Raw genomic sequence first — 22,972 nt, 5'->3', positions numbered from 1 at the left:
GGCACGCTGTAGTTCAGCACTCCTAGCGCGAAAACCGGGGAGAGATGAGCCAGCAGTCGCCCAACGGCCAGACGTCCACACCCGTTTCCGGAGTGGACGACGGAGCGCACCGCAGGCTCCGGCCACGGCCCCTGGTGCAGCCGCCGGTCGACCCCGCGTACGCCACGGCCTTCGGCCGCCCGGACGGTGTTCCCGGCGCGTTCGCCACGCGCGACGTGCCCGTGACGCAGGTCGAGTCCGCGCCGCCCCCTCCCGAGTCCCTCGTGACGGCGTTCGGCCGCCAGGGCTCCTCCGAACTCCTCCAGCGCCCGCCGCAGCCCACCTCCGACCCTGACCCGGACATCGACCCGGTGTTCTGGGGCGACAAGCCCGCGGGTGACCCGTGGCGCGACCCGGCGTCCGGTGCCGTGATCGGCCCGCCCGCCGTCGGTGAGGACCCGCCCGGCGAACCCGAGCGCAAGCCGGAGCCCGGCCCGCAGCTGAGCGTTCCCGAACTGCTCTTCGGCCGCCGCGTGAAGCCGACGGCCATGGCGTTGCTGCTGACCGTCGCCCTGGTGCTCGGCGCCGTCGGTGGCCTGGTCGGCTGGCTGATCGGCCGCGCGGGCAACCCGCTGACCGACTCGACGGTCACCCTGGCCGAGGTCGAACAGGGCAAGGAACGTCCCGCGGGCTCCATCTCGGACATCGCGAAGCGCGTCACCCCGAGCGTCGTCTCGATCGAGTTCAAGGGCGCGAACGTCGCGGGCGTCGGTTCCGGCGTCGTCATCGAGGGTGGCGGCTACATCCTGACCAACGACCACGTCGTCGCCCCCGCCGCGCAGGACTCGTCCGCGAAGCTCAGCGCCGTCTTCACCGACGGCACCCGAGCCGCCGCGCGTGTCGTCGGCCGCGACCCGAAGACCGACCTGGCCGTCATCAAGGTCGAGGTCACCAACCCGACCGTCCTGCAGTTCGGCAACTCCGACGAACTGCAGGTGGGCGACAGCGTGATCGCCATCGGCTCGCCCCTGCAGCTCTCCAACACCGTCACCGAGGGCATCGTCTCCGCCCTGCACCGCCCGGTCACCGCGGCGGGCGAGAACGGCGGCCCCCAGGTCACCTACGACGCGATCCAGACCGACGCCGCCATCAACCCGGGCAACTCGGGCGGCGCGCTGGTCGACTCGCGCGGCGCCCTGATCGGCATCAACTCCTCGATCCGCACCGAGACCGGCGGCTCCGTCGGCCTGGGCTTCGCGATCTCCGGCAACCAGGCCCGCAAGATCAGCCAGGAGCTGATCCGCAACGGCCAGGTCAAGCACGCCGACATGAACGTCAACGTGAAGTCGGTGTCCGCCGAGACCTCCGAGGGCGCGCAGGTCCAGAACGTCCCCGCGGGCGGTGCCGCGGCGGCCGCCGGCATCCAGGAGGGCGACGTCATCACCAGGGTCGGCGACCGCATGGTCCGCAACGCCGCCGAACTGGTCGTAGCGGTCAGGGAACACGAAATCGGCGAAACCGTGCAGGTAACCCTTGCCCGGCAAGGCCGTGAGCTCAAACTCGACGTCACACTCAAGAGCGACTGACAAGTAGGCTGGGACCCGTGTTCGACAGCATCGGATGGGTAGAGATCCTCATCATCGTCGTTGCGGGTCTCTTCATCCTGGGGCCCGAACGCCTGCCATCGGCCGCGGCCTGGCTGGGCAAGACGGTGCGTCAGGTGCGCGAGTACGCGACCGGCGCGCGCGAGCAGCTCAAGCAGGAGATGGGCCCGGAGTTCGAGTCGCTCCGCAAGCCGCTGGAGGATCTGCGGGAGTTGCGCAACTTCGACCCGAAGCGCGCCGTCACCAAGCACCTCTTCGAGGACCCCGAGCCCACGACGAAGTCGAACGGCTACCCGACCCCGTCGACGCCGCCGGTGCAGGAACAGCGCCCGCTGGCACCGGGGGAGCGCCCGCCGTACGACCCGGACGCCACCTGAGTTCCTGAACGCGAAGAGGGCCCCCTCCATCCGGAGAGGGCCCTCTTCGCGTTGTGCGAGCGCTAGCGCCCTGCGGGCGACACGTTCAGCAACCGGCCCGCCAGGCCGCGCGAACGCACCGACAGCTTCTTCGCCACCTCGGACAGCACCTGCGCGGCGGCCGAGTCCGGCACCGCCTGCACGATCGGGGTGCCCGTGTCGCCGTTCTCCCGCAGCCGCGGGTCGAGCGGCACCTGGCCGAGCAGCGGCACGTCGGACCCGATCGCCTTCGTCAGCGACTCCGCCACGGCCTCGCCGCCACCGGCCCCGAAGACCTCCATGCGCGAGCCGTCGGGCATCTCCAGCCACGACATGTTCTCGATGACGCCGGCGACGCGCTGACGGGTCTGCAGCGCGATCGACCCGGCGCGCTCGGCCACCTCGGCGGCGGCCTGCTGCGGGGTGGTGACGACCAGGATCTCGGCGTTCGGCACGAGCTGGGCGACGGAGATCGCGATGTCACCGGTGCCGGGCGGCAGGTCGATCAGCAGCACGTCCAGATCGCCCCAGAACACGTCCGCCAGGAACTGCTGCAACGCGCGGTGCAGCATCGGCCCGCGCCACACCACCGGCGTGTTGCCCGGCGTGAACATGCCGATCGAGATGACCTTCACACCGTGCGACTGCGGCGGCATGATCATCTTCTCGACCTGGGTGGGACGGCCGTCGGCGCCCAGCATGCGCGGGATCGAGTGCCCGTAGATGTCCGCGTCGACGATGCCGACCGACAGCCCGCGAGCCGCCATCGCCACCGCGAGGTTCACGGTCACCGACGACTTGCCGACACCGCCCTTGCCCGACGCCACGCAGTACACGCGGGTCAGCGACCCGGGCTGGGCGAACGGGATGACGGGTTCCTCGGTGCCACCGCGCAACGTCTTGCGGAGCTCGGTGCGCTGGGCATCGCTCATCACGTCGAGGTCGACGCGCACGGACGAGACGCCGTCCAGTGCGGAGACGGCCGTGGTGACGTCAGCGGTGATCTTGTCGCGCATCGGGCAGCCCGCGACCGTCAGGAACACACCGACGACCACGGCGCCGTCCGCGCCGACCTCGACGTCCTTGACCATGCCGATCTCGGTGATCGGGCGGCGGATCTCGGGGTCCTGCACCCCGGCGAGCGCCTTGCGGACGTCCTCGACGGTGGGGCGGGGCTGCGTGGTGGTCACCGATCCATGCTACGTCCGGTTCGTGCCCGTCCTACCGGCCGGTCACATCTGCGCACAGGCCCAGGTCGTAGCCACGAGGGCGCTGTCCGTAACATCGACGTCCGTGCCGGAATCGGGTAGTTCCCGGTTGCCCACCCGTGTCGAGCTCGGGGTGTGGCGATCGTTCCTCCGCGCGCATGCACGGATCACGAGGGTCCTCGAGGCCGAACTGATTGCTGAGCAGCGCCTATCGCTCGCGGCGTACGACGTGCTGGTTCAACTGGCCGAGACGCCTTCCATGCGCATGCGCATGACCGAACTGGCCGATGCCGTCCTGCTGTCCCGCTCTGGCGTGACCCGCCTCGTGGACCGTTTGGAACGTGCCGGTCTTGTCGGACGCGAACGCGCCGACGGTGACGGACGCGGCATCGTGGCCGTGCTCACACCTCTTGGCGCTGAGCGTCTGCGCAGTGCCTCCGCCACCCACCTCGCCGGCGTCGCCGAGCACTTCGGGGAGAGCTTCGGCCCCGGTGAGCTCGAGGCGTTCGGCCGCACGTGCGACCGCCTGGCAGCGGACGACCTGCTGCCGTGATCGTCGTGGTGGGACTGGTGCACGTCGAGGCCGGCCGTCTCCTCGTTGTGCGCTCACGCAACAAGAAGGCCTTCTACCTCCCCGGCGGCAAGATCGAACCCGGTGAGTCCCTGGTGGACGCGGTGCGCCGGGAGGTTCGCGAGGAACTCGGCGTCGAGATCGACGCACCCGGCGAGCTCAAGCGCTACGTCGCCCCCGCTTACGGCGAAGGTGAGGGCGCGATGGTCGACATGACGTGCTTCACGGCGTCGTTGCTGGGCACGCCGCAGCCCACGGGCGAGATCGCCGAACTCACCTACGTGACCCGCGACGAGTACCGCGCGCACGCCGAGACGGCTCCCGCGATCCACGAGGTCCTGGACGACCTGGTCGCGGGTGGACAGGTCAGGGCCTGACCTTCTTCAGGTTGTTCTGCTCCTTCACGAGCTTCTCCAGCTCGCCCCGGATGAAGTCGCGCGTCGCCACCTCGCCCAGCGCGAGCCGCACCGCCGCGAGCTCCCGCGCCAGGTACTCGGTGTCCGCCTTGGTCTGTGCGGCCCGCGACCGGTCCTCCTCGAGCGACACGCGGTCCCGGTCGTCCTGCCGGTTCTGCGCGAGCAGGATCAACGGTGCGGCGTAGGCGGCCTGCGTCGAGAACGCCAGGTTGAGCAGGATGAACGGGTACGGGTCCCACCGCAGCGACACCGCGACGAGGTTCACCACGATCCACGCGACCACGATCAGCGTCTGCCAGAACAGGAACTTGCCGGTGCCGAGGAACCGCGCGAGCCGTTCCGAGAGCTGGCCGAAGGTGTCGGGGTCGATCGAGAACCGGAAGCCGCGCGGGCCTCGCGGCTGGTCCAGTCTGCGCCGGGGCAGCAGTTCAGGCATGGCTCAGTCCCGTCTCGCGCCAGTTGTCCGGCAGCAGGTGGTCCAGCACGTCGTCCACGGTGACGGCGCCGAGCAGGTGCTCGTCCTCGTCCAGCACCGGGGCGCACACCAGGTTGTAGGTGGCGAAGTAGCGGGTCACGTCGCTCAACGACGCGTTGGGTGACAGGAACGCCATGCTCGTGTCGAGCACGCCGGCGACGAGGTCGAACGGCGGTTCGCGCAGCAGCCGCTGGATGTGCACGCAGCCGAGGTAGCGGCCGGTCGGGGTCGCCGAGGGCGAGCGGCACACGAAGACCATCGACGCCAGCGCGGGCGTGAGGTCGGGATTTCGCACTCGTGCCAACGCTTCCGCGATCGTCGCGTCCGGCGTGAGGATGATCGGCTCCGGCGTCATCAGACCGCCGGCGGTGTCGAACGAGTACTCCAGCAGGCGCCGGACCGGTGCGGACTCCTCGGGTTCCATCAGTTCGAGCAGCCGGTCCTTGGTGCCCTCGGCCAGCTCGCCCAGCAGGTCGGCCGCGTCGTCCGGGTTCATCGCCTCCAGGATGTCGGCGGCGCGTTCCTCGTCCAGGTGCGTGAGGATGTCCTTCTGGTCCTCTTCGGACAGTTCCTCGACGACGTCGGCGAGCCGCTCGTCGTCCAGGGCGTCGGCGACCTCGTGGCGGCGCTTGGGCGGGAGTTCGTGCAGGGCGTGGGCGACGTCGGCCGCGCGCATGCCCTCGAAGACCGCGACGAGTTGCTGCGCGCTCTGCGGCTGGCCCGCGATCTCGTTGACGCTCAGGCCACCGACGTCCTCCCAGCGCCACACCTGCACCGGGCCCTTGAGGCTGAACCGGCCGGTGCGCTCGCGGCCCGCGACGCGCACCATCCGCCAGTCGCGGGTGCGGGTCAGCTCCATCGCGGCGTCGACGACCACGGCCGTGCCGCCGTCCTCGAGCTGGATCTTGGCGTCGAGCAGTTCGCCGATCACCAGCACCTCGTTGACGCGCTGGTGGAACGGCCGCAGGTTCACCGACCCGGTCGCGAGCGTCACGGCGTTCGGCTCGATCGACGTCAGGCGCAGCATCGGCACGAAGATCCGCCGGCGCGTCACCAGTTCCACGACCATGCCGAGCACCCGCGGAGGCTGCCGGTCGATGCGGAGGCTGATCACGACGTCGCGGGCCTTGCCGACGGGTTCGCCATCGGGGCCGAAGACGGGAAGTCCGGCCAGCTGAGCGATGTAGATCCGGTTCACAGCCACCACGAGGACCAGGCTAGATCACGCCCTGGCCGCCCACCCGGCGATCTCGGCGCAGATCACGGCCTGGCCCTCGTCCCCCTCGTCCAGGCACCACATCCAGTTCGTGACGGCCCGGTACAGCGTCCAGTCCCGCGCCTTCTCCACGTCCAGCTCACCCGCCTCGCACAACGCGAGAAAGCGGTCGGTGAGTCCCTTTCGGCCGTCCATCTCGTCGAACCTGTTCCACAGCAACGGCAAGACGCCGCGCTCCAGGTCGCCGGCCAGCGGCTTCGGGTCGATCATCAACCACGGTTCGCGGTCGCCGCGCAGCACGTTCTCGTAGTGCAGGTCCGCGTTGACCAGGGTGCTGCCCATCGGACGGGTGGCCACCTCGCGTGCGGCGTCCACCAGCCTGCCCGGCACGGCCGGGTGGTCGCGGACCTCGCTGTGGAACCGGTGGATCTCGGCCGGTGCCTCGAACCGCCGGTGGCGGCGCAGCAGCGAGCCGATCACGTCGACCGCGACCTCGATCGGTTCGCCGAGCAGCGACCGCGTGTGGTCCAGGCGTTCCAGGAGCAGCGCGCCGAGTTCCGCGTCGTGGTCCAGCAGCAGCACGGCGCCGTCACCGTCGTAGATCTTGAGCGCGAGCGGTTCGTGCTCGGTCTCGGTGTCGACCCAGGTCAGCTTGAGCACGGCCGGGTGCCCGTCGGCCTGGCGCACCGGCAGCACGACGGCGCAGAACCCGTTCATCAACGGGCCGTCCGGCGTCAGCCGCCAGCGCGCGCACGCCTTCGTCGCGAGCTTCGGCAACGACGCCACCCACGCGTCGGCGCCGTCGCCGAGCCCTTCGCCGAACCCCTCCGGCACGGTGATCACGAGCTGAACTCCAAGCGGTACACGGCTTCCCACTCCGGCTTCGTGTTGAGGCGGGCCGTCTTCAGCGCTTGCACGGTCTCGTCGTCCGGCTCGGTGAGGTGCGCGACGGCCTGGGCGTCGACGAGGTGCGAGTGCGTGCTGGGCGAACGAACGGTGACGGTGACCTCCGCGCCGTCGCTCAACGGCGCCGCCGGTTCGGTGCCGCCGCTGATCACCCACAGCGCGTCGGCACGCCAGTGAGCGTGCACCAGGCGCGGTTCGTGGCCGGGCGAAGTGATCCAGACGGCAGCGGCTTTCCGCAGCGCCGCGTCCAGGATTCGAGTGATCTCCACCGGTTCAGCCTGCCAGGGTTTGTGAAACGGGACTCAGCGGATATGCGCCCGGAGATGATGCGTGCCACTGTGGCGCTCATAGTTACCGGCCGGTACAAGGAGGTACTCCAGTGGTCGACCAGCAGCGTCCCCGTCGTTCGTGCCTTGCGGTGCCCGGCTCCAGCCAGAAGATGATCGACAAGGCCCGCACGCTGCCGGCGGACCAGGTCTTCCTGGACCTGGAGGACGCCTGCGCCCCGCTGGCCAAGCCGGACGCCCGCAAGACCATCGTCGCCTCGCTCAACGAGGGCGGCTGGGGCGACAAGGCTCGCGTCGTGCGCGTCAACGACTGGACGACGGAGTGGACCTACCGCGACGTCACCGAGGTCGTCGAGGGCGCCGGCGCGAACCTCGACTGCATCATGCTGCCGAAGGTGCAGACGCCCGAGCAGGTCGTCGCCCTCGACTTCCTGATCACCCAGATCGAGAAGACCATGGGCTACGAGGTCGGCAAGATCGGCATCGAGGCGCAGATCGAGAACGCCCTGGGCCTGAACAACGTCAACGCGATCGCCACCGCGTCGCCGCGCGTCGAGACGATCATCTTCGGCCCGGCGGACTTCATGGCGTCGATCAACATGAAGTCGCTGGTGGTCGGCGAGCAGCCGCCCGGCTACGACGTCGGCGACGCCTACCACTACATCCTGATGCGCATCCTGATGGCCGCGCGGGCCCACGACAAGCAGGCCATCGACGGCCCCTACCTGCAGATCCGCGACGTCGACGGCTACAAGCGCGTCGCCGGTCGTTCGGCGGCGCTCGGCTTCGACGGCAAGTGGGTGCTGCACCCCGGCCAGATCGAGGCGGCCAACGAGGTCTTCAGCCCCAAGCAGGAGGACTACGACCACGCCGAGAACATCCTCGACGCCTACGAGTTCTACACGTCCGAGGCGGGCGGCAAGCGCGGCGCGGTGATGCTCGGCGACGAGATGATCGACGAGGCGTCGCGCAAGATGGCGCTGGTGATCTCCGGCAAGGGCCGTGCCGCGGGCATGGCGCGCGCGAACGTCTGGACGCCGCCGGAGGGCTGAAATCCGTTACTGGTTGTGCCCTACTTCACCCCAGTCATCACTGGACGTGGTCGACCGTCACAGGTTGCGTTCAAAACGGGTGAAGTGGGGCACAATCCGTGACAAGAGTTTGCGATCAAGCCCTGGTGCGGGTGCATGCTCGTCGTCATGTCACGTTCGAGTAACGGCAAGACGAGCAGACGGTTGCGGCTCTTCAAACGCCGTGAGGACGACCTGCTGGAGCGCAGCTTCCGCAGCTGCCCCGGCTGTGCCGCCGACGTCCACGTGTTCGCCGACGTCTGCCGCCACTGCGGTGGCGCTCTGGAGATCGCCCTCGCGGGGTGAGCGCTCGGTTCAGTTGTAGGAACTGCCGCTGAACACCGCGAGGATCACGAAGAGGTAGAACCCCAGGTAGATCAACCAACCGCCGAGGACGCAGTAGCCGACGATGATGCCGGCGAGCGCCAGACCGTGGCCCTCCTCCTCGCCGCGCTTGATCTTCCCCATCGCGATGTGGCCGAACACGACGCCCACGATCGACGAGAGACCGCACGTCACGAACCCCGCGATGGACAGCACCAGCGACACGATCGCGCTCGTCTGCGGCTTGGGCATGGGCGGCGGGTAGCCGTAGCCGTACATCGGCTGGCCGTACGGGCCTGGCTGACCGTACGGACCCGGCTGGCCGTAGGCGCCCGGCTGGCCGTAGGGCTGCTGCTGGCCGTAAGGGTCACCCGGCTGCTTCGGGTTGTAAGGGTCGTAGGTCATCGTGTTCCCCCTGGCGGTTGTAGGGCAGAGCGTATAAGGCCGTCCGCCGAGGTTTGGATTCGCGTGGCGGTGGGTACCGCGGCAGTCCTTCAATGGTGTCGTTTCCTTCGGCGGGCAAATAGTTTGCATAGTTCGCGGATGTGCTTGACGATCACGTTACTGCTGTGCCAGGGTCGGAGATGCGGATGAAAGTTCGCGCAATGCGCACGGGGCGTCCTGGGGGACTGACTCGGTCCTGCGTTCCGTGTTGCTGATAAATGGGGGCTTTGAATGAAAACCTCTCTGCGGAAATCCTTCGCGGTGCTGTCCTCCGCTGCCGTCGCAGCCGGCCTTCTGCTCGTCGGTGGGACCTCGGCGCAGGCCATGGCCTGCGGCTACCAGGTCGAGGGAACGCCTGCCACGCAGACGGTCTACTACCACTGCGACGGGTCGTCGAAGGTGTGGATCCACGTCGACTTCATCAGCCATGCCGACATCGAGTTGTGTGTCGGGCCGGGTCGCACTGAACTCGGAAATGTGTTCATCGTGCAGAACGCGTGGTATGCGGGTGCTCTGTGCAACACCGTTGGCGACATTCGCGACCCGCGCTGATCGCATCTGGGGGAAAAATGAAAACAAATCTGCGCAAGGGCGTCATGGGGCTCGCGTTGGCGGGAGCCGCGCTCGCGTCGGCGGTCGTCCTGGCTCCCGCCGCGTCGGCTCAGCAGTGCGGCTACGTGCCGGGTAAGACCGGCCTGGGCGGCTACCCGCCGAGTTACGTGCATTGCGACTCCTCCACGAAGGTGTGGGTGAGGGTCGAGATGTCGGCGTCTCCCGGCTACGACCTCTGTGCCGGTCCCGGCTACAACGCTCTGCGCGATCTCGCGTACTTCGCCTGGTATAAGGGAGAGCTCTGCCAGAACGTGGGTGAGACGCGCCCGTAGGTCGAACGGTCGAGGTGGTGGAGCGGCGAGGACGCCGCTCCACCACCTCTTCGCGTCTGGTGGACGGAGGGTTACCGCGAGCGGCGATGCTGTTTCGGTACAGCGGGCACCCGCGTTGTTGCGGAGAGCACACCCCGGTCGCAAACGAGCGTTAACCGGTCCATACTCGCCGGTAACCTCAGCCTTGGAAGGGAAGTGCGATGGCGCGCCTCGCCCAGACCGCGGGTCTCACGGACATCCAGGAAGAAATCCTCGCGACCGTGCGCACGTTCGTGGACAAGGAAATCATTCCGCACGCCCAGACGCTGGAGCACGGCGACACGTACCCCGCCGACATCGTCGACGGCATGAAGGAGATGGGCCTCTTCGGCCTGACGATCCCGGAGGAGTACGGCGGCCTGGGCGAGTCCCTGCTGACGTACGCCCTGGTGGTCGAGCAGATCGCGCGCGGGTGGATGAGCGTCTCCGGCGTCATCAACACCCACTTCATCGTGGCGCACATGCTCAAGCAGCACGGCACGCCCGAGCAGAAGGAGAAGTACCTGCCGCGGATGGCTGCGGGCGAGGTGCGCGGGTCGTTCTCCATGTCCGAGCCCGAACTCGGCTCCGACGTCGCCGCGATCCGCACCCGCGCCGTCCGCGGGGAGTCCGGGTACACCATCAACGGCCAGAAGATGTGGCTGACGAACGGCGGCACGTCCAACCTGACCGCCGTGCTGGTGAAGACCGACGAGGGCGCGGAGAAGCCACACCAGAACCTCACGACGTTCCTGGTCGAGAAGCCCGAGGGCTATGGCGAGGTCCTGCCGGGCCTCACCATCCCCGGCAAGATCGACAAGATGGGCTACAAGGGCGTCGACACCACCGAGATGGTGTTCGACGGCTTCGAGATCGCCGCGGACCAGGTGCTCGGCGGCGTCACCGGCCAGGGCTTCCGGCACATGATGGACGGCGTCGAGGTGGGCCGCGTGAACGTGGCCGCCCGCGCGTGCGGCATCGCGATCCGCGCGTTCGAGCTCGCGATCGACTACTCGCAGCAGCGCAGGACGTTCGGCAAGGCCATCGCCGAGCACCAGGCCATCGCGTTCAAGCTCGCCGAGATGGCGACGAAGGTCGAGGCCGCGCACCTGATGATGGTGAACGCGGCCCGGTTGAAGGACTCCGGTCAGCGCAACGACGTCGAGGCCGGCATGGCCAAGCTCATCGCCTCGGAGTACTGCGCCGAGGTCACCCAGGAGTCGTTCCGCATCCACGGCGGCTACGGCTACTCCAAGGAGTACGAGATCGAGCGCCTGATGCGCGAGGCCCCGTTCCTGCTGATCGGCGAGGGCACGTCCGAGATCCAGAAGACGATCATCAGCCGCGGCCTGCTCCGCGACTACCAGTCTCGCGGTTAGACGAAATTCGCGTTAACCCGTTAGGGGCCAATCTTTCACGGGACTGGCCCCTAACGGATTTCGCCTGCGGGCCATAAGGTTCGCTCACTTTGAGCACAGATCTGACGCTTCCGAGACCTGTGTCGCCGCCCCACGTCGTCCGCCTGGAGCTGGACACGTTCTCCGGCGTCGACCGCCCTGCGCTGGCCGAGTGGTTCGGCGCGCTGTTCACCGACCTGCTCACGCCGCTGTGCCCCGCCTCGATCGACGAACTCATCGCGGTGGCGCGCGACTACGAACCCTCTGACACAACGCCCTGGGGCCCGCCGGGATACGCCCGGCTGCGGCTCTCCACGGGCGAGTTCACCCGATCGTCGTGGACGGCGGCCCTGGCCGACCTGCCGTCGTTCCTGCGCGTGCAGCTCGTCCAGCTCGACTCGCAGGGCCTGCCGCTGGCGGACGACGGCTGGAGCGCCGAGGTCCTGCTGAAGGACGACCCGGCGTTCCCGCACCAGGTCGTCGTCACGGCCTCGCGGACGTTGTTCGGCGGCTGGATCTCCCACGCCGTGCAGGGGGAGTGGCTGTCGGCGTTCCGCACGGGCGCGTCCCTGGTCCAGGCCTCGGGCGGGTGGATCACGCTCGACCGGGTGGGGGTGCGGACCGCGCACGAGGTGTCCGTCGGCGTCGGCCTGGACGAGTCGTTGTTCATGGCGGCCGAACTGGCCCGCGGACCGCACTGGGCGACGTTGCTCGGACCACGTCAAGTCGCCGCTTTGGGTGGTGTGCAGGAGGTCTGCGCGACGGCGCCCTGTTATTCCGTTGAGCACCTCGGTGGCGGCCGCATACTTTTGCAGCTCACCGAGCACCTGGACGAGGTGCCGTCGGACGTCCTGCGGAAGCTGGCCGAGTTCCTCGCGCCGGTCCTGCACTGAGGGGGTGCCCGTGCGTTCCGAGGGCGGACTCGTGAACCCGGTGCGGCGGCTCGCGCTGCCGGCGCAGGCACAACGCGAGTACCTGGAGTCGATCGGCACCGCCCCGTCCGCCGACGAACTCGCGCTGGAGTTCGACGACGTCAAGCACTACCTGCTGCGCCAGGCTCCCGAGGCCGTCGCCGTGGCCGAGCGCGTCGACGCCCTGCTGGACGAGATGAGCGGTCCCGGTCCCGTCTGGCACGTCGACGCGCTGGAGGGGTCCCCGCAGTGGGCCGAGGTGCGCGCGCTCGCCGCAGAGCTCCTGCGCCTGTTGCCTTTCGACGGCGGCCCGCGCCCGCTGGCACCCTCGGAACGCGCCGTGCTGGCACGAATCCTCGCCGCCGACGTCCCCGGCGCCGCCGGGCTGCGCGCCCAGTTGGACCACGTCCGCGTCCTGAAGCCCTGGTACGAGGGTTCGGCCAGCCTCGACGTCGACACGAGCGGCCCGGCCGCCGAGGTCGCCGACGGCGTCCTCCCGGTCGACGCCCCCGTGCACGCGGCAGGGGAGTACGTCGGCGAGATCCTGCTGTGGACCACCGGCGGCAGGCTGTCGGCGATCGAGTACGCCTGGGTCACCGACGAGCCGCCCTCCCGGTTGCCACCGGTGGACCAGGTGATGGCGCGCCCGCGTTGACCGGCGGGATGCGCGTTCGTTTGGGACCCTGTCGTTCGTGAGGCCTTCACCGAAAACCGATGTGCTCGTCGCCGTGGACACCGCCCTGCGCCCGACCGGCTTCGTCCGCCGCGGCCACGCCTGGCTCCAGGAGCGCGGCGACGGCGTGGCCGGCTGGCTCGGTTTCGGCGTCTCCGGCTCCCTCGACCTCACCCCGCTCGTCGGCGTCTGCTTCCGCCGCTACGACGAGGTGTGCCGCGCTCTGGGCGTCGGAATCCCCGGCACACCACTGGTTTCCACGCCGGTGGGCGCGCTGATGGGCGAGAAACCGGTGTGGCACTGGAACTTCTCGCCCGGCGGTGACCACGCGGCGGTCGCTTCCGCTGTGGTGGCCGCGTTTCTGAAGTTCGGCAAGCCGTACGTCGACAAGTACGCGAAGTGGGAGACGGTCGCGCGCGAGCTCGTCGCGAAGCCCGAGTCGTTGCTGGACTTCGAACGGGCGCGCAAGCTCGCGATCATCCACGTGCTGAACGGCAACGCGGGCGCGGCGGGGGAGGTGCTGGAGAAGGAACGCGAGCGGGTGGCGGACAGCCGGGACGTCTACGCGCGCTCGTACCGGGCGTTCGCGCACCGCTTCGAGCTGGCGTTCACGCGTTAGGACGCCTGCTTGGTTCAATGCGGGGAACCGCCTCGCCCTCCTCCTCTGACGGAGAAGCCATGGATTCTCGCCAACTCCACGCAGCCGTCCTGAGCCTGCTCGCCGAGTCGCCCGTGACGCGCGACGAGGTGAGGGCCGACGTTCAGGAGCTGGTCGCGGCCGGGGAGGTCGAGCTCGCGTTCGACACCATGTGCAGCTGGATCTTCGACGACCAGCTGGAGATCGAGCACGACCACCACGTCCGGCTGGTCGCACTGGGCGAGGCGCTGGGGGACACCACAAGCGCGCCGAGGTTGTCGGAGCTGGTCCGCAACCACGTTTGACGTGCACCGGGTACGTTCCGAACTCCACGTCTACCGCGAGGGCAGTCCGCCGACATGAAGTTCATCCGAGTCGACGCCGTCGTGGAAGACGGCCGGCCCAAGGGTTACCTGCTGGATCCCGACGCCTACCTGGCCGAGCTCCCGGCGTTCGCGGCCGCTCTGCCCGAGGGCGCGCGGAGGTTCGCCGAGGACCCGGACCACTACGACTTCTTCGGACCGAGGTGCGTCAAGGACCTGAAGCTCGACCGGGTGGTGCTCACCGATCGGGAGGACGCGGTCTCGCTGGAGGTCCTGTTCGCGCCGAACCGGTTCAAGCACGACCGGGCGCTGTCGATCAGGTACGCGGACGTCACCGAGTTCGCGGTCGACGTCTCCGCCGCGCCGAGGAGCAGGAACGTCTGGCCGGAGACCCGGCGCCTGGGCGATCTCCAGCTCGACGAGGTCCTGCCCCGCGAGAACGGGTGCGGTCACGAGATCCGGATGACCGGCGGAACGATCACCGTGGTGGCCGCCGACCTGGTCGCCGAGTGGGTCGACGTGGACGGTGCGGCGGGCTCCGGCGTCACGATCCCGGCAAAACACCCGTAGGCGTCTCGGCGTCGCGCACGGGGCACTGGCAGGATGGAACGATCAGCGCGTCCGACAGAGGTGGTCCCCGTGACGAGTCCGTTCGCCAATCCGAACCGACCCGGCGTCCCTCCCCGTCTGCCCACCCCGCCGACGGGCTGGCCGATCGGGTCCTACGCCACGTACGAGGAAGCCCAGCGCGCGGTGGACCACCTGGCCGTCGAGGACTTCCCGGTCCAGGACGTGATGATCGTCGGTGTGGACCTCATGCTGGTCGAGCGGATCACCGGCAAGCTCACCTGGGGACGCGTGCTCGCCACGGGTGCCGCGAGCGGCGCGTGGTTCGGTCTCTTCGTCGGTCTGCTGCTCACCCTCTTCAGCCCCGAGCCGGGCGTGACGGTCGGGCCGGTGCTCACGGGTCTGATCACCGGTGTGTTCTTCGGGCTGGTGTTCGCGGCCGTCGGGTACGGGTCGGCGAAGGGCAAGAGGGACTTCCAGTCAGCGTCCCAGTTGGTGGCCAACAGGTATGACGTGCTGTGTCACCCCAAGTCGGCCGAGAAGGGCCGTGACCTGCTCGCGAAGCTCGCGATGCGGCCGGTCAACCCGAGCTCTTAAAGGTTTCATAAGGCCATTGGTTCTGAATCGTTGCTTCCTTTGGTTGCGGCCCGTGATCACCCGGCCTAGGTTCATCTGACCGGTCCGCCCGGTGCGGCCGGTGGCACGACGAGGTGCCGGGCGCTGCGGTCTGGCTCCTCCGTGCAGTCGGGAAGGAGGCAGGGCCGATGGGTGCGACAAGGCGCTATCGACTCGCGGCCGGAGTGGGTGCCGCGGTTCTGGCGGCCGGAACTCTGACGGCGTGCGGGTCTGGCGACCAGGGCATCACCGTGAACGTCTACAAGTACAACCAGGAGAACTTCCAGGCGATCGTCGACAACTGCAACGCGAAGGCGGGCGGCCGCTACAAGATCGTTTACAACAAGCTGCCGCGCGAGGCGGACGGTCAGCGCGAGCAGATGGTGCGCAGACTTGCCGCGGAGGACGCCAGCATGGACGTTCTGGGGCTCGACGTCACCTGGACGGCCGAGCTCGCGAAGGCCGGCTGGATCAGGGAGTTCACCGGTTCGGTCAAGTCGCAGGTGGAGGACGGCACCCTGCGGACCCCGCTCGAGACGGCGACCTATGAGGGCAAGCTGTACGGAGCTCCGGACAACACCAACGTCCAGCTCCTGTGGTACCGCTCCGACCTCGTTCCCACACCCCCGAAGACGTGGGACGAGATGATCTCCATGGCCGAGGCGCTGGTGGCGGAGGGGAAGCCCGGCCGCATCGTGGGGCAGGGCAAGCAGTACGAGGGGCTCGTCGTGCTGTTCAACACCTTGGTCAACTCCAACGGTGGCAAGATCCTCGACGAGAACGGAACCAAGGCCGTCGTCGACGACAAGGCCGTGGAAGCCTTGGCGGCGTTGAAGAAGCTCGCCACGTCGAAGGCGATCGACCCGTCGTTCTCCAATGCCGCGGAGGACGACGCGCGACTCGCGATGGAGGCGGGCAGGGCCGCCTTCCAGTTGAACTGGCCGTACGTCTACTCGGCCGCGCAGAAGAAGCCGGACTTCGCCGCCAACTTCAAGTGGGCGCCCTACCCCGCGTTGGGCGGTGGCGAGTCCAAGGTGACCGTCGGTGGCATCAACTACGCGGTCAGCAGGTACACGGCCCATCCGGACGAGTCGTTCGAGGCTGTTCTCTGCCTGCGCAGTGCGGAGAACCAGAAGATCGCGGCCACCAAGGACGGTGTGCCACCGACCATCAGGAGCGTCTACGACGATCCCGAGATGGACCAGGCGTACCCCATGAAGGACGCGATCCTGCAGACGCTGGAGAACGCGAGCTCGCGTCCCGCTTCACCGGCGTACCAGAACGTCTCGACCGTCATCTCCACGATCCTCTCTCCGCCCGCTGACATCGACCCGAAACCAACGGCCGACCGGATGCGCAAGGAGCTTCAGGACGCCATCGAGTCCAAGGGAGTGCTGCCGTGACCCGGACGACGGAACCGCCGGCCACACCGGCCAAGCAGGTAGCGGCGTCACCGCGCAAAGCCGCGCTCAGCGAGGGCAAGAAAGCGGAACGCAAGCTGGGCCTCCTGCTGTGCGCACCCGCGGCGTTGATCATGGTGGCGGTCACGGGGTGGCCGATCATCTACTCCTTCTGGCTGTCGCTGCAGCGTTATGACCTGAAGTTCCCCGACGATCGCGAGTTCATCTGGTTCGACAACTACGTCGCGGTGCTGTCCAGTCCCTACTGGTGGAACGCGATGTGGGTGACGGTGCTGCTCACCGTGGTCTCGGTCGCCATCGAACTCGTGCTGGGCATGGCCCTGGCGCTGCTCATGCACCGGACCCTGGTCGGGCGCGGGATCGTCCGCACGTCCAGCCTGATCCCGTACGGCCTGGTGACCGTCGTCGCGGCGTTCTCCTGGCGGTTCGCGTGGACGCCGGGCACCGGTTATCTGGTGGCTCTCATGGAGGAGGGCAGCGCACCGCTCACGGAGAAGGTGCCCTCGCTGCTGATCATCACGCTCGCGGAGGTCTGGAAGACGACGCCGTTCATGGCGTTGTTGCTCATGGCCGGCCTCGCGCTGGTACCGGACGACCTGCTCAAAGCCGCCGCGATGGACGGAGCCGGTGGCTGGCAGCGCTTCCTGAAGATCACCGTGCCGATCATGAAGCCCGCCATCCTGGTCGCCCTGCTCTTCCGCACGCTCGACGCCTTCCGGGTGTTCGACAACATCTACGTGCTCACCAGCGGATCCAACGGCACGTCGTCGGTCTCGGTGATCGCGGCGAACAACTTGATCAGAGGACTCAACCTGGGTATCGGATCGACGATGTCGGTGCTCATCTTCATCGCGGTCGCCATCATCGCCTTCGTCTTCATCAAGGTCTTCGGCACGGCGGCACCCGGTAGCGACGAAGGAGGAAGGCGCTGATGGCAGGCATCAGTGGAGCCGAGACCAAGGCGAAGCGCATCGGGTGGGGCCTGCTCAACACGGTCGCCGTGATCTACGCGCTCGTACCCGTGCTGTGGATCGTCTCGCTCTCGTTCAAGTCGTCGGCGACGTTGACCGACGGGAACTTCATTCCGCGCGAATGGAGCTTCGACAACTACCGCAACATCTTCGCCACGACCGAGTTCATCCGCGCGCTGGTGAACTCGATCGGGATCGCGGTCATCGCCACCGCGATCGCCGTGGTGTTCGGCACCATGGCCGCCTACGCGATCGCCCGGCTCGACTTCCCCGGCAAGCGGCTGCTGGTGGGGATCTCGCTGCTGATCGCGATGTTCCCGCAGATCTCGTTGGTGTCGCCGTTGTTCGACATCGAACGGGCGCTCGGGCTGTTCGACACCTGGCCGGGTCTGATCCTGCCGTACATCACGTTCGCGCTGCCGCTCGCGATCTACACGTTGTCGGCGTTCTTCCGCGAGATCCCCTGGGAGCTCGAGAAGGCGGCCAAGATGGACGGTGCCACCCCGGCTCAGGCGTTCCAGAAGGTGATCGCCCCGCTCGCCGCACCGGGCGTGTTCACGACGGCCATCCTGGTGTTCATCTTCTGCTGGAACGACTTCCTGTTCGCGATCACCTTGACGTCCACCGAGGCGTCGCGGACCGTTCCAGCCGCGCTGTCGTTCTTCACCGGCAGCTCGCAGTTCGAGGACCCGGCCGGGTCGATCGCGGCGGCGGCCGTGGTCATCACGATCCCGATCATCCTCTTCGTGTTGTTCTTCCAGCGCCGGATCGTCGCCGGCCTGACCTCCGGCGCCGTCAAGGGGTGAGTTGACCAATGGCAGAGATCGTTCTGGACAAGGTGACCAAGCGGTATCCGGACGGTGCGTTGGCCGTCCAGGAGGTCAACCTGGAGATCGCCGACGGCGAGTTCATCATCCTCGTCGGGCCGTCCGGCTGCGGTAAGTCCACCACCCTCAACATGATCGCGGGCCTGGAGGACATCACCGACGGCGAGCTGCGCATCGGCGGGCAGCGCGTCAACGAGAAGGCGCCCAAGGACCGCGACATCGCGATGGTGTTCCAGTCCTACGCGCTGTACCCGCACATGACGGTGAAGGAGAACATGGCCTTCCCGTTGCGGCTGGCCAAGGTCGACAACGCGACGGTGGAGAAGAAGGTCAAGGAAGCGGCGGAGATCCTGGATCTCTCCCAGCACCTCGAGCGCAAGCCGTCGAACCTGTCGGGTGGCCAGCGGCAGCGCGTGGCGATGGGCCGCGCGATCGTGCGCAGCCCGAAGGCGTTCCTCATGGACGAACCGCTGTCCAACCTGGACGCCAAGCTCCGCGTGCAGATGCGCACCTCGGTGTCGCGCCTGCAGAAACAGCTGGGCACGACGACGGTGTACGTGACGCACGACCAGACCGAGGCCATGACCCTCGGCGACCGGGTCGTCGTCATGCGCGGCGGTGTCGTGCAGCAGATCGGCGCGCCGCAGTTCCTCTACGACCAGCCGGCGAACCTGTTCGTCGCGGGCTTCATCGGCTCCCCGTCGATGAACTTCGTGCCGGCCACGCTGGAGAACGGCGCGCTGCGGTCCGTCATCGGCGACGTGACGCTGACGGACCGGATCCGCCGGCTCGTCGAAAGCGCCGACGCGCCCCGCGAGGTGATCCTCGGCATCCGCCCGGAGCACTTCGAGGACGCGGCGATCGTCGAGCCCGCGAAGCTGTCGGCGGGCGGCAAGTTCACGTCCCACGTGGACGTGCTGGAGTCCATGGGTTCGGACAAGTACGCCTACTTCAACCTCACCGGCGAGCAGGCGGCCTCGGCCGAGCTGCAGGAGCTCGCGGCGGACGCGGGATCGGACGACGTGCCGGGGGACGGCATCTCGCTCGTGACGCGCCTGTCGTCGGCGTCCGGCGCGGTCGAGGGCGAGCCCGCGGACATCTGGTTCGACGCCGACAAGGTGCAGCTCTTCGACCCGTCGAGCGGTAAGAACCTGACGTACACGGAACGGTGAATTCTCGTTTTACCGAGCCGCCTTCCCCTCCGGGAAGGCGGCTCTTTCTATGTCACTCGATCGGATTAGGACGAAAGACTCGGTTTCGCAAGGGCCGATCAGTCGGGGTCATCTGCCCTGCCGAACTGGGTTCGCCATTGGGCGCTCGGCAGCGACATCTCGTCGAAACATGGAGTACGCGCCTTCGGAACGTCCGCACGCTTGTCGAAGGCGGGTACAAGGACCACGGGGGGTTTCCGGGGAACCGCCGCCCGACTGAAAGAGAGCGTGCAATGGGGATCCTGGACGGGAAAGCGGTCGTCATCACCGGGGCGGGGCGAGGCCTCGGCGAGGCCTACGCCATGCACGCGGCCCTCGCCGGCGCGTCCGTTGTGGTCAACGACAACGACGGTGACCTGGCAGAACGGGTCGCGGAGCACATCCGCGAGTTCGGCGGCAACGCCGTCGCGTCGAACCACACCGTCGCCGACCCCAGCGAGGCCGCGAAGATCGTGGACCTGTGCCTGGACGAATTCGGTCGCGTCGACGGTCTCGTGAACAACGCGGGCCTCAACTACGAGACAGCGCCCTGGGAAGACGACCCGGAGACGATCAAGCACGTCGTCGAGGTGAACGTCCTCGGCGTCATCTACACCGGAATCGCCGCCATGCGGGCGATGCGCGCCTCCGGTGGCGGCTCGATCATCAACATTTCCTCCGGTGCCTCCTTCGGGCAGCGCAAACTCGCCACCTATTCGGCCACCAAGGGCGCCGTCGCGTCACTGAGCTATTCGTGGGCGCTCGACCTCGAAGCCGAGGGCATCCGCGTGAACGCCGTGTGCCCCGTGGCGCACACGCGGATGGTGTGGAAGTCGGAACGCTCCCTGCGCGCCATCCCGGCGGACCGCACGCCGGGCAAGGTGGCGCCGCTCGTGCTGTTCCTGCTCTCCGACCGCGCGGAGGGCATCACCGGCCAGGTCATCCGCTGCAACGGCAGGCAGTTGCACATCGTCGGCCAGCCGTACTTCAAGCAACCGATCCTGGAGAGCGACAACTGGGACACGGCTTCCGTGGAGCGGGCTTTCACGGGCGTTCTGCAGGCGCACCTCGAACCGTACGGGTTGGAGAAGAGGATGCCTCCCCGGCTCCGTGCGCTGGTGGGGCCTTCGCAGACCGCCTGAGCCCGCGGCGGTGCGGGGGACGTGGGGGAGCGTCTCCCGCACCGCCTTTTGGTCAACTGTGGACTGTCGCGTTTGACACGGTGTCAGCTTCCGCGCGTGGTTTCCCAGCTCCCCTCCTGCGTCGGCACCGACTTCGACGACGACGAACTCGTGAACGCGGCGGTTTCTCTCGTCGCCGGCGACATCGACTCCGCACTCCGCCTGCTCGCTCTCGTCCGTGCCGACCCGCACCGCCGCGAACTCGCGTTCGACGTCCTGGGCGCCGCGGGCAACGCCGTGCTGCCGAAGTTGCTCGACGCGGCCGAGGAGCACCGGGACGACGTGGACCTGTTGCTGCTGCTGGGCAGCGCCCAGTCCGTCGCGGGCTGGGAGTCGCGCGGCGCGGCGGGCGCGAACAGGACGAGCGAGGAGCAGTGGACCGGCCTGCGCAGGTTCTCCGCCGCTGCACACCGCACGTTGCAACGTGCCGCCGAACTCGACCCCGCCGACGTCCAGCCGTGGGCGTTGATGATGTCGATGGCCGTGGCGATGCCCGAGTACCGCCGTGAGGCCGCCGACGTCCACGACGAGGTGGTGCGGCGCGTCCCCGACCTGTTCAACGCTTCTTTCCGCCGCCTGCACGCGGCCTGCGCCAAGTGGTACGGCAGCCACGAGGAGATGTACGGGTTCGCGCGCGGCGCCGTCGAAGGCCTGCCGGACGGGCACCCGATGCCGGCGCTGATCCCTGCGGCGCACATCGAGATGCAGGTGTACCTGACCTGGAAGACCAGTTTCGCGGTGCGGATGTGGCAGGGCGTCACGCGCTCGTACCTCAAGAAGCAGCGCGCCGAGGTCGACGCGGTGTCGGACCGGCTGCTCGCCGGCTCCGACGACCACCCGCGGTCCCCGTGGGCGCACCAGATCTTCGCGGACTACTACTACCGGCTCTTCGCGACGGACCGGCTCGCAGCGCACCTCGCGCGCGGCGGCGAGCGTGCGTCGCAATGGCCCTGGGGGTACAGCGGAGACGCCGCTGCGGAGTTCGCGCGGGCGCACGCTTGGGTCGCCCGGTTCCAGGACCGGTGGGAAAGCCGTTCGGCGCGGAGGACGCCCTGAAAGCGTTGTGTGTGACCACGTGACCCTCAAGCCGCTGACCTGATCACCCTCTGAGGCGATTCGGTGACGTTTTCGCACGTCACACGGATGGCTGCCGACACAGTCGGAGGTGGGTGTCACCATCGGGACATGGCTGAGCGCAAACCCAGAGTCACCGACTGGCGACTCGTCGTGCAGTCCCGGCTCGACCGGGTCCGCGCGGATCTGGCTGCGCTCGGGCCGTCCGACCCGGTCGACCCCGAGGGTGACGTGTGGCGGCGCACGGCCGTCGAACAGGCCGCGGTGGTCGAGGCGATGCTGGGGGCTCGGGACCCCTGGTGGCGGGCGGTGCCGTCCTGGTGGTCCGGGTGGCACATCGAACGTGCCTGGCGTGCGCTGCACGAGGCCGAGGTGGCGACGATCTCGGCCGAGCGCGGGTTCCTCGGGCGGTTGCCCGGCCTGCGGGCGCGGGTGGCGCAGTACCTCGACGAGGACGATCCGCGGCGGCGTGCGCTGGAGGCGTTGCGGCCGGGGGAGTTCACGCCCGCGGTGGAGCGGGCGATCGTGGTGGACGCCCTGCGGGCCGCCTACGACAACTCGGACTTCGCGCACGCCGGGTCGCGGGCGTTGCGCAACAAGCTGATCGCGGCTTCGCTGGTGTTGTTCGTGATCAACACGGTGCTGGGCGTCGTGGGGATCCTGCGGCCGGGGATCATCCCGTTGTGCGTTGATCCCAAGGAGAACGCGTTGCCCACGGTGTGTCCCGGGGGCGGGTCTCGGGCGTCCGGTGTGGACGTGTGGCTGGTGCAGGTGCTGGGGGCCTTCGGGGCTGTGCTGGCTGCTGTCGTGTTGTTGTTGCGGCGGCGGCCCTCGTTGTCGCCCTACGTGATGATCGGCTACCAGGCGCTGATCAAGATCATGCTGGGGGCGGCGTTGGCCGTGGTGGGGATCCTGGCGTTGGGGGCCGGGGTCACGAGTGGGTTGATCGGGATTCCTTCGGCTGCCGCCTTGTTGTTGTGGGCTGTGATCTTCGGGTACGCGCAGCAGATCGGGACCCGGTTGCTGGACAAGTACACGGACGAGGTGCTGGACCAGGCTCGGCCGTTGCCCGATGCCGAGGGGCCTCGGGTTGCGCCTCGGTGAGGTCACCTTCGGATGGGCTCGGCTGCGCCGTCGCGACGCTTGCGCTCGGTCGGCCTCGCCTGCGGCTTCGTTCTCCTCAAGCCATTGGTCACCCAGCGCCGGGCAACCGAACTCTCGGCCGCCCCTGCGCCCCCCGTGCAGCCCGCCGCCCTCCACCCCCTAGATGAGTAAGTCCTAAGCATGGGCGGTGTCTGGAGACAGACGAAGGGTGTTCAAGATCAGTTTGTGAGGACCGACCTGAACACCCTTCTGACCGCACTCTACGTCAAGATCGATGACCACCT

The 22,972-nt window shown here is 68.3% G+C and carries 28 protein-coding genes; 22 read left to right on the top strand and 6 right to left on the bottom strand.

Going from position 1 to position 22,972, the window contains the following annotated elements; all coding sequences use genetic code 11:
• The first annotated feature begins 44 nt into the window (after window positions 1-44).
• Window positions 45-1,565 carry a S1C family serine protease gene (locus tag QSK25_RS30705; protein WP_285643405.1) on the top strand — a complete coding sequence of 507 codons (1,521 nt, stop codon included), beginning with the start codon at window positions 45-47 and terminating at the stop codon, window positions 1,563-1,565.
• Window positions 1,566-1,582: 17 nt separating this feature from the next.
• Window positions 1,583-1,960: a Sec-independent protein translocase protein TatB gene (gene tatB, locus QSK25_RS30700; protein ID WP_285643404.1), complete on the top strand. Its 378-nt coding sequence runs from the start codon at window positions 1,583-1,585 to the stop codon at window positions 1,958-1,960.
• 62 nt (window positions 1,961-2,022) lie between these two features.
• Here the strand turns inward: tatB and QSK25_RS30695 are convergent, their stop codons facing one another.
• Window positions 2,023-3,168: an Mrp/NBP35 family ATP-binding protein gene (locus QSK25_RS30695; RefSeq protein WP_285643403.1), complete on the bottom strand. Its 1,146-nt coding sequence runs from the start codon at window positions 3,166-3,168 to the stop codon at window positions 2,023-2,025.
• Between the two features lie 103 nt (window positions 3,169-3,271).
• On the opposite strand from QSK25_RS30695, the gene QSK25_RS30690 reads away from it, so the two are divergent.
• Both QSK25_RS30690 and QSK25_RS30685 read left to right on the top strand, forming a co-directional pair.
• Window positions 3,272-3,739: a MarR family winged helix-turn-helix transcriptional regulator gene (locus QSK25_RS30690; protein WP_285643707.1), complete on the top strand. Its 468-nt coding sequence runs from the start codon at window positions 3,272-3,274 to the stop codon at window positions 3,737-3,739.
• Window positions 3,736-4,134, top strand: a complete 399-nt coding sequence (locus QSK25_RS30685; protein ID WP_285643402.1) for an NUDIX hydrolase — start codon at window positions 3,736-3,738, stop codon at window positions 4,132-4,134. Before QSK25_RS30690 ends, QSK25_RS30685 begins: the two co-directional genes overlap by 4 nt.
• On the opposite strand, the gene QSK25_RS30680 is transcribed toward QSK25_RS30685, so the two are convergent.
• Genes QSK25_RS30680 through QSK25_RS30665 form a run of 4 tightly spaced genes read right to left on the bottom strand, consistent with a single transcriptional unit; the run spans window position 4,124 to window position 7,039 of the window.
• Window positions 4,124-4,609 carry a DUF1003 domain-containing protein gene (locus tag QSK25_RS30680; RefSeq protein WP_285643401.1) on the bottom strand — a complete coding sequence of 162 codons (486 nt, stop codon included), beginning with the start codon at window positions 4,607-4,609 and terminating at the stop codon, window positions 4,124-4,126. The two genes, QSK25_RS30685 and QSK25_RS30680, sit on opposite strands and share 11 nt — an antisense overlap.
• Window positions 4,602-5,855 carry a magnesium transporter MgtE N-terminal domain-containing protein gene (locus QSK25_RS30675; protein WP_285643399.1) on the bottom strand — a complete coding sequence of 418 codons (1,254 nt, stop codon included), beginning with the start codon at window positions 5,853-5,855 and terminating at the stop codon, window positions 4,602-4,604. Before QSK25_RS30675 ends, QSK25_RS30680 begins: the two co-directional genes overlap by 8 nt.
• 15 nt (window positions 5,856-5,870) lie before the next feature.
• Entirely contained in the window at window positions 5,871-6,707 is an 837-nt protein-coding gene (locus QSK25_RS30670) for an aminoglycoside phosphotransferase family protein (protein WP_285643397.1), read from the bottom strand.
• Window positions 6,704-7,039, bottom strand: a complete 336-nt coding sequence (locus QSK25_RS30665; RefSeq protein WP_285643396.1) for a hypothetical protein — start codon at window positions 7,037-7,039, stop codon at window positions 6,704-6,706. Before QSK25_RS30665 ends, QSK25_RS30670 begins: the two co-directional genes overlap by 4 nt.
• A 110-nt stretch (window positions 7,040-7,149) precedes the next feature.
• On the opposite strand from QSK25_RS30665, the gene QSK25_RS30660 reads away from it, so the two are divergent.
• Together QSK25_RS30660 and QSK25_RS30655 are read left to right on the top strand one after the other, a co-directional pair.
• Window positions 7,150-8,109, top strand: a complete 960-nt coding sequence (locus tag QSK25_RS30660; protein ID WP_285643395.1) for an HpcH/HpaI aldolase/citrate lyase family protein — start codon at window positions 7,150-7,152, stop codon at window positions 8,107-8,109.
• A gap of 147 nt (window positions 8,110-8,256) precedes the next feature.
• Window positions 8,257-8,433, top strand: a complete 177-nt coding sequence (locus QSK25_RS30655) for a hypothetical protein (RefSeq protein ID WP_285643394.1) — start codon at window positions 8,257-8,259, stop codon at window positions 8,431-8,433.
• Window positions 8,434-8,442: 9 nt separating this feature from the next.
• Here the strand turns inward: QSK25_RS30655 and QSK25_RS30650 are convergent, their stop codons facing one another.
• Window positions 8,443-8,856 (bottom strand): DUF4190 domain-containing protein, encoded by a 414-nt coding sequence (locus tag QSK25_RS30650; RefSeq protein WP_285643392.1) that lies wholly within the window; start codon window positions 8,854-8,856, stop codon window positions 8,443-8,445.
• A gap of 270 nt (window positions 8,857-9,126) precedes the next feature.
• On the opposite strand from QSK25_RS30650, the gene QSK25_RS30645 reads away from it, so the two are divergent.
• From QSK25_RS30645 to QSK25_RS30570, 16 genes are all read left to right on the top strand, one after another.
• Complete coding sequence (locus QSK25_RS30645) at window positions 9,127-9,447, top strand: DUF6355 family natural product biosynthesis protein (RefSeq protein WP_285643390.1); 321 nt, start codon at window positions 9,127-9,129, stop codon at window positions 9,445-9,447.
• Between the two features lie 17 nt (window positions 9,448-9,464).
• Window positions 9,465-9,779, top strand: coding sequence for a DUF6355 family natural product biosynthesis protein (locus QSK25_RS30640; RefSeq protein ID WP_285643388.1), 315 nt, complete (start codon window positions 9,465-9,467; stop codon window positions 9,777-9,779).
• Between the two features lie 200 nt (window positions 9,780-9,979).
• Entirely contained in the window at window positions 9,980-11,176 is a 1,197-nt protein-coding gene (locus tag QSK25_RS30635; protein ID WP_285643387.1) for an acyl-CoA dehydrogenase family protein, read from the top strand.
• 89 nt (window positions 11,177-11,265) lie between these two features.
• The gene (locus tag QSK25_RS30630) at window positions 11,266-12,087 is read left to right on the top strand and encodes a hypothetical protein (RefSeq protein ID WP_285643386.1); all 822 of its coding nucleotides are present in this window, start codon (window positions 11,266-11,268) and stop codon (window positions 12,085-12,087) included.
• Between the two features lie 10 nt (window positions 12,088-12,097).
• Window positions 12,098-12,760, top strand: coding sequence for a hypothetical protein (locus tag QSK25_RS30625; protein WP_285643385.1), 663 nt, complete (start codon window positions 12,098-12,100; stop codon window positions 12,758-12,760).
• A 37-nt stretch (window positions 12,761-12,797) separates the two neighbouring features.
• On the top strand, window positions 12,798-13,397 hold the full coding sequence (locus QSK25_RS30620) for a hypothetical protein (protein WP_285643384.1): 600 nt from the start codon (window positions 12,798-12,800) through the stop codon (window positions 13,395-13,397).
• A gap of 59 nt (window positions 13,398-13,456) precedes the next feature.
• Window positions 13,457-13,720: a MafI family immunity protein gene (locus QSK25_RS30615; RefSeq protein WP_285643383.1), complete on the top strand. Its 264-nt coding sequence runs from the start codon at window positions 13,457-13,459 to the stop codon at window positions 13,718-13,720.
• A gap of 54 nt (window positions 13,721-13,774) precedes the next feature.
• Window positions 13,775-14,308 (top strand): hypothetical protein, encoded by a 534-nt coding sequence (locus QSK25_RS30610; RefSeq protein WP_285643382.1) that lies wholly within the window; start codon window positions 13,775-13,777, stop codon window positions 14,306-14,308.
• Window positions 14,309-14,341: 33 nt separating this feature from the next.
• Entirely contained in the window at window positions 14,342-14,902 is a 561-nt protein-coding gene (locus tag QSK25_RS30605) for a YflT domain-containing protein (protein ID WP_502881907.1), read from the top strand.
• 167 nt (window positions 14,903-15,069) lie between these two features.
• A complete protein-coding gene (locus tag QSK25_RS30600; RefSeq protein ID WP_285643381.1) occupies window positions 15,070-16,323 on the top strand; it encodes an ABC transporter substrate-binding protein in 1,254 nt (417 codons plus the stop codon).
• Window positions 16,320-17,273, top strand: coding sequence for a carbohydrate ABC transporter permease (locus tag QSK25_RS30595; RefSeq protein ID WP_285643380.1), 954 nt, complete (start codon window positions 16,320-16,322; stop codon window positions 17,271-17,273). Before QSK25_RS30600 ends, QSK25_RS30595 begins: the two co-directional genes overlap by 4 nt.
• Window positions 17,273-18,118: a carbohydrate ABC transporter permease gene (locus tag QSK25_RS30590; protein WP_285643379.1), complete on the top strand. Its 846-nt coding sequence runs from the start codon at window positions 17,273-17,275 to the stop codon at window positions 18,116-18,118. Before QSK25_RS30595 ends, QSK25_RS30590 begins: the two co-directional genes overlap by 1 nt.
• A gap of 8 nt (window positions 18,119-18,126) precedes the next feature.
• Complete coding sequence (locus QSK25_RS30585) at window positions 18,127-19,311, top strand: ABC transporter ATP-binding protein (RefSeq protein WP_285643378.1); 1,185 nt, start codon at window positions 18,127-18,129, stop codon at window positions 19,309-19,311.
• A 272-nt stretch (window positions 19,312-19,583) separates the two neighbouring features.
• Entirely contained in the window at window positions 19,584-20,471 is an 888-nt protein-coding gene (locus tag QSK25_RS30580) for an SDR family NAD(P)-dependent oxidoreductase (protein ID WP_285643377.1), read from the top strand.
• Between the two features lie 96 nt (window positions 20,472-20,567).
• Window positions 20,568-21,566, top strand: a complete 999-nt coding sequence (locus tag QSK25_RS30575; protein ID WP_285643376.1) for a hypothetical protein — start codon at window positions 20,568-20,570, stop codon at window positions 21,564-21,566.
• A gap of 129 nt (window positions 21,567-21,695) precedes the next feature.
• Entirely contained in the window at window positions 21,696-22,688 is a 993-nt protein-coding gene (locus tag QSK25_RS30570; RefSeq protein ID WP_285643375.1) for a hypothetical protein, read from the top strand.
• Window positions 22,689-22,972 lie beyond the last annotated feature (284 nt).

It is taken from the genome of Lentzea sp. NBRC 102530 (genome assembly GCF_030269365.1).
GTDB lineage: Bacteria > Actinomycetota > Actinomycetes > Mycobacteriales > Pseudonocardiaceae > Lentzea.
Note: the sequence above shows the minus strand (reverse complement) of the source record. Positions and strands in the feature narration are given on the sequence as shown.

Bases quoted from the DNA above. Each gene is read 5' to 3' on its own strand.
- QSK25_RS30570 (WP_285643375.1), top strand. From the start codon at position 21,696: ATGGCTGAGCGCAAACCCAGAGTCACCGACTGGCGACTCGTCGTGCAG.
- QSK25_RS30705 (WP_285643405.1), top strand. From the start codon at position 45: ATGAGCCAGCAGTCGCCCAACGGCCAGACGTCCACACCCGTTTCCGGA.
- QSK25_RS30650 (WP_285643392.1), bottom strand. From the start codon at position 8,856: ATGACCTACGACCCTTACAACCCGAAGCAGCCGGGTGACCCTTACGGC.
- QSK25_RS30645 (WP_285643390.1), top strand. From the start codon at position 9,127: ATGAAAACCTCTCTGCGGAAATCCTTCGCGGTGCTGTCCTCCGCTGCC.
- QSK25_RS30655 (WP_285643394.1), top strand. From the start codon at position 8,257: ATGTCACGTTCGAGTAACGGCAAGACGAGCAGACGGTTGCGGCTCTTC.
- QSK25_RS30580 (WP_285643377.1), top strand. From the start codon at position 19,584: ATGGGGATCCTGGACGGGAAAGCGGTCGTCATCACCGGGGCGGGGCGA.
- QSK25_RS30600 (WP_285643381.1), top strand. From the start codon at position 15,070: ATGGGTGCGACAAGGCGCTATCGACTCGCGGCCGGAGTGGGTGCCGCG.
- QSK25_RS30635 (WP_285643387.1), top strand. From the start codon at position 9,980: ATGGCGCGCCTCGCCCAGACCGCGGGTCTCACGGACATCCAGGAAGAA.
- QSK25_RS30585 (WP_285643378.1), top strand. From the start codon at position 18,127: ATGGCAGAGATCGTTCTGGACAAGGTGACCAAGCGGTATCCGGACGGT.
- QSK25_RS30610 (WP_285643382.1), top strand. From the start codon at position 13,775: ATGAAGTTCATCCGAGTCGACGCCGTCGTGGAAGACGGCCGGCCCAAG.
- QSK25_RS30590 (WP_285643379.1), top strand. From the start codon at position 17,273: ATGGCAGGCATCAGTGGAGCCGAGACCAAGGCGAAGCGCATCGGGTGG.
- QSK25_RS30615 (WP_285643383.1), top strand. From the start codon at position 13,457: ATGGATTCTCGCCAACTCCACGCAGCCGTCCTGAGCCTGCTCGCCGAG.
- QSK25_RS30680 (WP_285643401.1), bottom strand. From the start codon at position 4,609: ATGCCTGAACTGCTGCCCCGGCGCAGACTGGACCAGCCGCGAGGCCCG.
- QSK25_RS30605 (WP_502881907.1), top strand. From the start codon at position 14,342: ATGGAACGATCAGCGCGTCCGACAGAGGTGGTCCCCGTGACGAGTCCG.
- QSK25_RS30640 (WP_285643388.1), top strand. From the start codon at position 9,465: ATGAAAACAAATCTGCGCAAGGGCGTCATGGGGCTCGCGTTGGCGGGA.